This is a genomic window from Agrococcus sp. HG114, assembly GCF_024723325.1.
In the GTDB taxonomy this organism is placed as follows: Bacteria; Actinomycetota; Actinomycetes; order Actinomycetales; family Microbacteriaceae; genus Agrococcus.
In genome coordinates, this window is record NZ_JANQCH010000111.1 from 1 (window position 1) to 7586 (window position 7586).

Genomic DNA, 7586 nt, shown 5'->3' on the forward strand with positions numbered 1-7586 from the left:
GTCGGGGGTCGCGACCGACGTGCGCGCCGCGCAGGGCGCGGGCGTCGTGGGCGTCGTCGAGGCCCGCGCCGTGCAGGTCGGCAAGCCCGAGTGGCTCGCCTCCGACTGGGGCGTCACGATGCCGGCCGAGCTGGCGGATGCGTTCGACGCCCACGAGGGCAAGGGCGCCACCGCGCTCGCCGTCGCGTGGGACGGCCGCATGCGCGCCGTCGTCGCGGTGCGCGACACCGTGAAGGCGACGAGCCGCGCCGCGGTCGAGCGCCTCGACGGGCTCGGCATCGAGGTCGTCATGCTCACCGGCGACCACGAGCGCGCCGCCCGGGCCGTCGCCGACGAGGTGGGCATCCGCCGCGTCGTCGCGGGCGTGAGCCCCGCCGGCAAGCTCGACGTCGTGCGCGCCGAGCAGGCGCGGGGCGCGAAGGTCGCGATGGCTGGCGACGGCGTGAACGACGCGGCAGCGCTCGCCGCCGCCGACCTCGGCCTCGCGATGGGCACCGGCACCGACGCGGCACAGCAGGCGGCCGACATCACGCTCGTGCACGGCGACCTCGCGGGCGCCGCCGACGCGATCGCGCTCTCGCGCCGCACGCTGCGCACGATCCGCGGCAACCTCTTCTGGGCGTTCGCGTACAACGTGCTCGCGATCCCGCTCGCGATGGCCGGCATGCTGAGCCCGCTCATCGCGGGCGCCGCGATGGCGTTCTCGAGCGTGTTCGTGGTGCTGCACTCGCTCACGCTGCGCTGGTTCCGCCCGACCGCGTGATCGCGGCGACCGCCGCGGCTCGCACACCCCTGGCGGTGGGGTGCGTCGAGGGCTAGCATCGGCCCCGACCCGGGCGGTCACGGCGTTCGGATCCCGACGCTAGGGGTCATCATGCAACGACGCTCGCTCGCCCTGCTCGCCGCCGCACTCGTCGGCATCACCGGTCTGGCAGCCGCTCCGGCGACCGCCGTCGCCCCGCCGGACGGCGCCGTCTACGTCGCGCTCGGGGACTCCGAGGCGGCCGGCACCGGCAACCTGCCCTACACCGACACCGAGTGCCTCCGGTCGGCGCGCGCCTACCCCGAGCAGCTCGCCACCATCCTCGGCACCGAGGTCGTCTCGCTCGCGTGCACCGGCGCATCCACCGACGACGTCATCGCCACCCAGCTCGGCGCGCTCGGCTTCGACACCCGGCTCGTCACCATCACCGTCGGCATCAACGACCTGGGCTGGCAGGCGGTGCTCCTCGAGTGCCGCGACGGCGGCGACCCGGTGGCGTGCGAGGTCGCGAAGGCCCAGGCGCTCGCCGCGATCGCACAGCTGCCGAGCGAGATCGCCGAGCTGCTGGGCGCGGTGCGCGCGCAGGCGCCGAACGCGCAGATCTTCGTGACCGGCTACCCGCTGCTGTTCGGCGACCTCACGAGCGGCACGTGCCGCGCGGGCACGTACCGCGGCACGCCGATCACCTTCACCGCCGCCGAGACGCAGTTCGTCAACGCCGCGATCGAAGCCGTCAACGCCGCGATCTACGCGGGCCTCGTCGCCTACATGAGCGCGACCGCCGACGAGGGCGTCTCGTACGTCGACGTCACCACGGCCTTCGACGGGCACGGGCTGTGCGACACCGGCCAGCAGTGGGTCAGCGGGGTGGTCTCCGGCTCCGCCACGTTCGACCGCAGCTTCCACCTGAACACCGCCGGCATGCGCGCCTACGCCGAGATCCTCGAGACGGTCGTGCCCGGCTGAACCGCGCGCATCCGCCCGTCACAGCCGCTCGCGGCCGCCCTCGCGTGCGCCCGCTCAGGCCTCGAGGCCGTCGAGGTACTCCTGCACCTGCCTGCGCACGCGGTCACGGATGCGCCGCACCTCGTCGGTGCTGAGGCCCGCGGGGTCGTCGAAGGGCCAGTCGAGCACCTGCTGGTGCGGGGCGACGTCGAAGGGGTGCTCGATGAGCATCGTGATGATGACGTCGGCCGCCCGCGCGACGTCGTCGGTGACGGGCTTCGGATAGCTCTCCGTGAGCGGCACGCCGTCCTCCTCCATCACGTCGACGACCGTGCGCAGCACCTCGTCGGCGGGGTTGATGGCGGCCGAGAGCGCCTCGACGCGGCCGCCGCCGAGCGCGTTCAGGAACGCCGCCGCCATCTGCGAGATGCCGTCGTTGCGGATCGACTCGACGAGGATCCGCAGCGGCCCGTCGCCGCGCCTGCCCTCGGCGACCTCGAGGGCCTGCAGCCGGTCGGCCGCGAACTTGAGCGCGAGCGCAGGGAGATGGGTGCGGATGCGCGCCCCGCGGGCGAGCGTCGCGTGCGACTCGAAGACCATGCGCTCGACCAGCCGAGGATCGAAGTGGGGATGGAGCTCTGCCAGGTGCCGGGCGCCGCGGCGCAGGGTCTCGTCGGGCGAGGCGAGTCCGTCGAGGGTCATGTCGGCTCCTTCGGTCGACGTGGCGAAACCAGGTTATGGCTCGCGCCGGTCGCGCACCAGCGAGCCGGGCGCCCGCCGCGTCGGCGATTCCCGTGCACAACGCAAGCTCGCCGCGCGATGCTCGCGGTACCTCGGCACCTCGGTCGCCGCACGCCGCTGACTTCCTCTCGCGGGCTTGCGTTGTGCACGGCCGCGGTCAGAGCGCGGGCGCGTGCCGCTGGAGGAACTCGTAGAGCTCGCCGTCGTCGACGCCCGGGTAGGTGCCCGACGGGAGCGGCGCGAGCGTGTGCTGGTGCATGCGCGCCGACGCCCACGAGCGGTGGCGCCAGCGCTCCTGCAGCCCGTCGCTCGGCCGGATGCAGCAGCGCTCGTCCGGGCACGTCGACACCTCGCGGAACGCCGTCTGCGCTCCGCGGAAGAACTTCGCGTCGTCGAACCGCACGCCGAACGAGATCGAGAACTCGCCCTCGGTGCCCGAGCCGGTCTGCGTCGAGCACCAGAAGGTGCCGTTGGGCGTGTCGGTGTACTGGTAGAACTCCGTCGTGCGGCTCGTGCGCTCGAACGCCGTGCGGGCGGCGAACTTCCGGCACACGAGCTGCCCCTCGGCGTGACCGGATGCGTCGACGGGCACGGGCAGGCCGTCGTTCTCGTACACGCGCGAGAGCGCGCCGTCCTCGCCCACCCGCAGGAAGTGCACGCGCATGTCGAGGTGCGTCGTCGCGAGGTTCGTGAAGCGCATCGCCGCGGTCTCGTGGGTGACGCCGAACGCGTCGCGGAAGTCCTCGACCGCGAGGTTCCGCTCCCGCTTCGCCTTGCGCAGGTAGTCGACCGCCCGGGTGCGCGGCATGAGCGTCGCGGCGGCGAAGTAGTTGATCTCGAGCCGCTGCTGCAGGAACTCCTTGTAGTCCTGCGGCTCGTGGTGCCCGAGCAGGCGGTGCGCGATCGCCTGCAGCGCCATCGAGCGGAGCCCGTGGCCGCCGGGGATCGACGCCGGCGGCAGGTAGATGCGGCCGTTCTCGAGGTCGGTGACCGAGCGGGTCGAGTGCGGCAGGTCGGTGACGTAGACGAGCTCGAAGCCGAGCTTCGCGGCGATCTCCGTCACCGTGCGGTGCGTGATGCTGCCGCCCTCGTAGCCGACGGCGCGCAGCTGCTCCTCCGCGAGCTCGTCGAGCTCGGGCAGCGAGTTGTGGCGCTCGCGCATCGCGTGCCGCAGCGCCGTCGCGTCGCGGCGGGCCTGCTCCGGCGTCGCGATCGCCTCGCGCGCGCGGCGGTCGAGCTCGCGGTGGAGCCCCACGAGCGCGCCGAGCACGTCGTCGCCCATCGAGCGGGTCGGGCGCACGGTCGGCAGGCCGAGCCGCTTGTAGCTCGCCCCCTCCTGCAGCCGCTGCAGGTCGAGCTCCATGCGGCTGCGCTCGCTCGGCGGCTCGGGGTCGAGCAGGTCGGCGCTCGTCACCCCGAGCTGCTCGGCGATCGCCTGCAGGTGGCTGAGCTTCGGCTCGCGGTGCCCGTTCTCGATGAGCGAGAGCTGGCTGCCGGCGAGGCCGATCCGCTCGCCGAGCGCGTCGAGCGTGAGCCCTGCCGCGCTGCGGAAGTGACGGATGCGGTGCCCCAGGACTGCTGCGTCGACCATCCTCACAGTGTACGAAACTTCACATGAACTTTCAGCGCCGGCCTCGGTCGGGCAGATTCCGCGACTTCTCAGCCCTGTACGGCGACCGCGACGATCGCACGCGGCGCCCCCGGCGCGTCGACCGACACTCGGGCCGGACCATCGGCGGCCCTCAGCCCGGCCGAGCGTTTGCTGGTGAGGAAGGAAACGGTGAACCTTATGCCTCAGGAGGCGTGCGGCGGCGAGCGCGACCCGGTTGACTCGTCCCATGACGATCCTGCCTCCCGCGCCGACCCGAGCATCCGCCAAGCCCGTCAAGCCGAAGGCGGTGAACGCGCCGGACGGCGCCGACCCCGGCGTCGTGGCGTGGGTGGCGTCGGTCGCCGAGCTGCTCGAGCCCAAGGACATCGTGTGGGCCGACGGCTCGCAGGAGGAGTTCCAGCGCCTCATCGACACGATGCTCGAGGCGGGCACGATCGTGCCGGTGCCCGCGCGGCCCGGCAGCTACCTGGCGCGCTCGCACCCCGATGACGTCGCGCGCATGGAGGACCGCACCTTCATCTGCTCCGAGGATCGCGACGACGCGGGCCCCACGAACAACTGGCGCGACCCCGAGTCGATGCGGCAGGTGCTCGGCGGCCTCTTCGACGGCGCAATGCGCGGGCGCACGATGTACGTCATCCCGTTCTCGATGGGGCCGGTCGGCGGCCCCATCTCGAAGCTCGGCATCGAGGTCACCGACTCGCCGTACGTCGTCGCATCCATGCACTACATGACGCGCGTGGGCACCGCGGCGCTCGAGGCGATGCGCGGCACCGACGACTGGGTGCCCGCCGTGCACTCGGTCGGCGCGCCGCTCGCCGAGGGCCAGCAGGACGTCGCGTGGCCCTGCAACCCCACCCGCTACATCTCGCACTTCCCCGAGACGCGCGAGATCTGGTCGTTCGGCTCCGCCTACGGCGGCAACGCGCTGCTCGCGAAGAAGTGCTTCGCGCTGCGCATCGCGTCGGTGCAGGCGCGTGACGAGGGCTGGCTCGCCGAGCACATGCTGCTGCTGCGCATGAAGCACGAGGACGGGCGCCAGATCCACCTCGCGGGCGCGTTCCCGTCGGCGTGCGGCAAGACGAACCTCGCGATGCTGCAGCCGACGATCCCCGGCTGGACGGTCGAGACGCTCGGCGACGACATCGTGTGGATGCGCCCCGGCAAGGACGGCCGCCTGTGGGCGATCAACCCCGAGAACGGCTTCTTCGGCGTCGCGCCCGGCACCTCCGAGAAGACGAACGCCACGGCGATGGCGATGATGTCGCACGACACGATCTTCACCAATGTCGCGCTCACCCCCGACGGCGACGTGTGGTGGGAGGGCATGACGAAGGAGGTCCCCGCGGGCCTCATCGACTGGCAGGGCCGCCCGTACGACCCGGCCAACGGCCCCGCCGCGCATCCGAACGCCCGCTTCACGGTGCGCGCCGAGCAGGCGCCGTCGATCGCGCCCGACTGGGATGCGCCGGAGGGCGTGCCGATCGACGCGATCATCTTCGGCGGCCGCCGCCCGACGCAGGTGCCGCTCGTGCTGCAGGCGCGCGACTGGGAGCACGGCGTCTACGTCGGCGCGACCGTGTCGAGCCAGCAGACTGCCGCGGCGGAGGGCCCGGTCGGCGAGATCCGCCGCGACCCGTTCGCGATGCTGCCCTTCTGCGGCTACAACATGGGCGACTACTTCACGCACTGGATCGACATGGGGCACCGCCTCGGCCGCCACGCACCGAAGATCTTCTCGGTCAACTGGTTCCGCCGCGACGACGAGGGCGGATTCCTGTGGCCGGGCTTCGGCGAGAACGCGCGGGTGCTCGAGTGGATCGCGGGCCGTGTCGCGGGCACCGCCGCGGGCGTCGACACGGCGATCGGTGTGCTGCCGGCCGACGGCGCGCTCAACCTCGACGGGCTCGAGATCGACGAGGCCGTCATGGACGAGCTGTTCGAGATCGACCCGAAGGCGTGGCTGACCGAGCTCGTCGACGTCGAGGCGTTCTTCGGCCAGTTCGGCCGTGCGCTGCCGACGGGCCTCGTGCGCCAGCTCAACCACGTGCGGTGGCGCCTCGAGCACGTGCAGCAGGCGCAGCCCGTCGGCGTCTGACGCGCTCGCGCCTGCGGGCGAGACGCTTCGCGGACCCCGGTTCGGCGAGGGGACCCCGGATCTCGGGTCCCCCTGCCGATCCGGGGTCCGTGCACGTTCGCGGACTGCCGGCGGGGCGGCGCGGCGGGACGCGCGGATGGGCGCCGGATGGGGGACGATGGGCGCATGCAGCCGAATCCGCTCTACCGCATCGGCGAGGCCGAGGTGCGCGACCTCCTGCGGCGCGCGCCGTGGATGCTCCTGGTGTCGCATCCTGCGGGCGGACCCGTCGCATCCCCCTCCCCCGTGCTGCTCGACGACGAGCACGAGGGCGACGGGATCGTGCTCGTCACGCACCTCGGGCGGGCCGACGCGCGGCTCCACGGGCTGCTCAAGCAGGGCGACCGCACGATGCTCGTCGTCGCCCAGGGCGCGCACGGCTACATCTCCCCCAGCTGGTACGTCGGCGGCGACGCGGGGCAGGTGCCGACGTGGAACTTCGAGATGGCCACGATGACGTGCGACGTCGAGGTGCTCGATGCCGACGCCAACATGCGTACGCTCGCCAAGCTCGTCGAGCACTTCGAGTCGGTGTACGCCCCCGAGCACGGCGTGCGCCTCGACATCGACGACGAGGGCAACCGCGGCATGGCGATGGGCACTGTGGGCCTGCGGCTGCACGTGCGCTCCTTCGACGCGAAGTCGAAGATGAGCCAGAACAAGTCGCCCGCGACGCGCGGCAGCGTGCTCGCGCACCTGGACGCATCCAACCCCCCGCTCGCCGATCGGATGCGCGCGGCCGAGGCTGCGGCCCAACGCCAGGGCCCGCTCGTTCGTCAGTAGGGGCAGGAGGATTCGCGTGGCGACCCGGTGGGAGCAGGTCTGCGCGGAGCTCGTCGCGAAGCGCGGCGAGGCGCTCGTGCGGTACGCGAGCCTCCTGACCGGCGATGAGGAGGAGGCGCGCGACATGGTGCAGGACGCGCTCGCGGCCACGTTCGGGCGGCTGCGCAACGGCTTCGAGGTCGAGCAGGCCGAGGCGTACGTGCGCAGGGCGATCGCGAACCGGTTCCTCGACCGCGCGCGGCGCGGGCAGCGCTGGCGACGGATCGCGCCGCTCGTCGCCGAGCGCGAGCGGGTCGACTCCGGCTCGACGCTCACGGGCGAGCGGCTCGACATGGCGGCGCGGCTGCAGCGGCTCACGCCCCGCGAGCGGGCGTGCATCGTGCTGCGCTACGACGAGGACCGCACGGTCGAGCAGGTCGCCGCCGAGCTCGGCATCTCGGCGGGCGCGGTCAAGCGGTACCTGTCGGATGCGCTCGGCAAGCTGCGCGGGATGCTCGAGCGGGAGCAGGAGCGGGCGTCGCGCGAGGAGCACGCGCCGCAGGCCGGCGCTCCGGCGCGCCCCGGCGCGATCGGCGCGCACGAGCAGCGGGCCGGCGCTCCGGCGC

Annotated in this window: 7 protein-coding genes; 5 read left to right on the forward strand and 2 right to left on the reverse strand. The window is 73.0% G+C overall.

Annotation, left to right across the window (positions count from 1 at the left end; all coding sequences use genetic code 11):
• Positions 1-763, forward strand: a 763-nt coding sequence (locus NWP09_RS10185; protein WP_258275401.1) for a cation-translocating P-type ATPase, incomplete at its 5' end; no start/stop codon positions are given.
• A gap of 111 nt (positions 764-874) precedes the next feature.
• On the forward strand, positions 875-1729 hold the full coding sequence (locus NWP09_RS10190; RefSeq protein ID WP_258275402.1) for an SGNH/GDSL hydrolase family protein: 855 nt from the start codon (positions 875-877) through the stop codon (positions 1727-1729).
• A 54-nt stretch (positions 1730-1783) separates the two neighbouring features.
• Here the strand turns inward: NWP09_RS10190 and NWP09_RS10195 are convergent, their stop codons facing one another.
• Positions 1784-2410 (reverse strand): three-helix bundle dimerization domain-containing protein, encoded by a 627-nt coding sequence (locus tag NWP09_RS10195; protein ID WP_258275403.1) that lies wholly within the window; start codon positions 2408-2410, stop codon positions 1784-1786.
• A 196-nt stretch (positions 2411-2606) separates the two neighbouring features.
• On the reverse strand, positions 2607-4040 hold the full coding sequence (locus NWP09_RS10200) for a helix-turn-helix domain-containing protein (protein ID WP_258275404.1): 1434 nt from the start codon (positions 4038-4040) through the stop codon (positions 2607-2609).
• A 247-nt stretch (positions 4041-4287) separates the two neighbouring features.
• Between NWP09_RS10200 and NWP09_RS10205 the strand changes: the two genes are divergently transcribed.
• The 3 genes from NWP09_RS10205 to NWP09_RS10215 form a co-directional block, all read left to right on the forward strand.
• Positions 4288-6159: a phosphoenolpyruvate carboxykinase (GTP) gene (locus NWP09_RS10205; RefSeq protein ID WP_258275405.1), complete on the forward strand. Its 1872-nt coding sequence runs from the start codon at positions 4288-4290 to the stop codon at positions 6157-6159.
• Positions 6160-6324: 165 nt separating this feature from the next.
• Complete coding sequence (locus NWP09_RS10210; protein WP_258275406.1) at positions 6325-6981, forward strand: FMN-binding negative transcriptional regulator; 657 nt, start codon at positions 6325-6327, stop codon at positions 6979-6981.
• Positions 6982-6997: 16 nt separating this feature from the next.
• Positions 6998-7586 (forward strand): sigma-70 family RNA polymerase sigma factor (locus tag NWP09_RS10215; protein WP_258275407.1); only part of this gene is annotated, 589 nt, incomplete at its 3' end.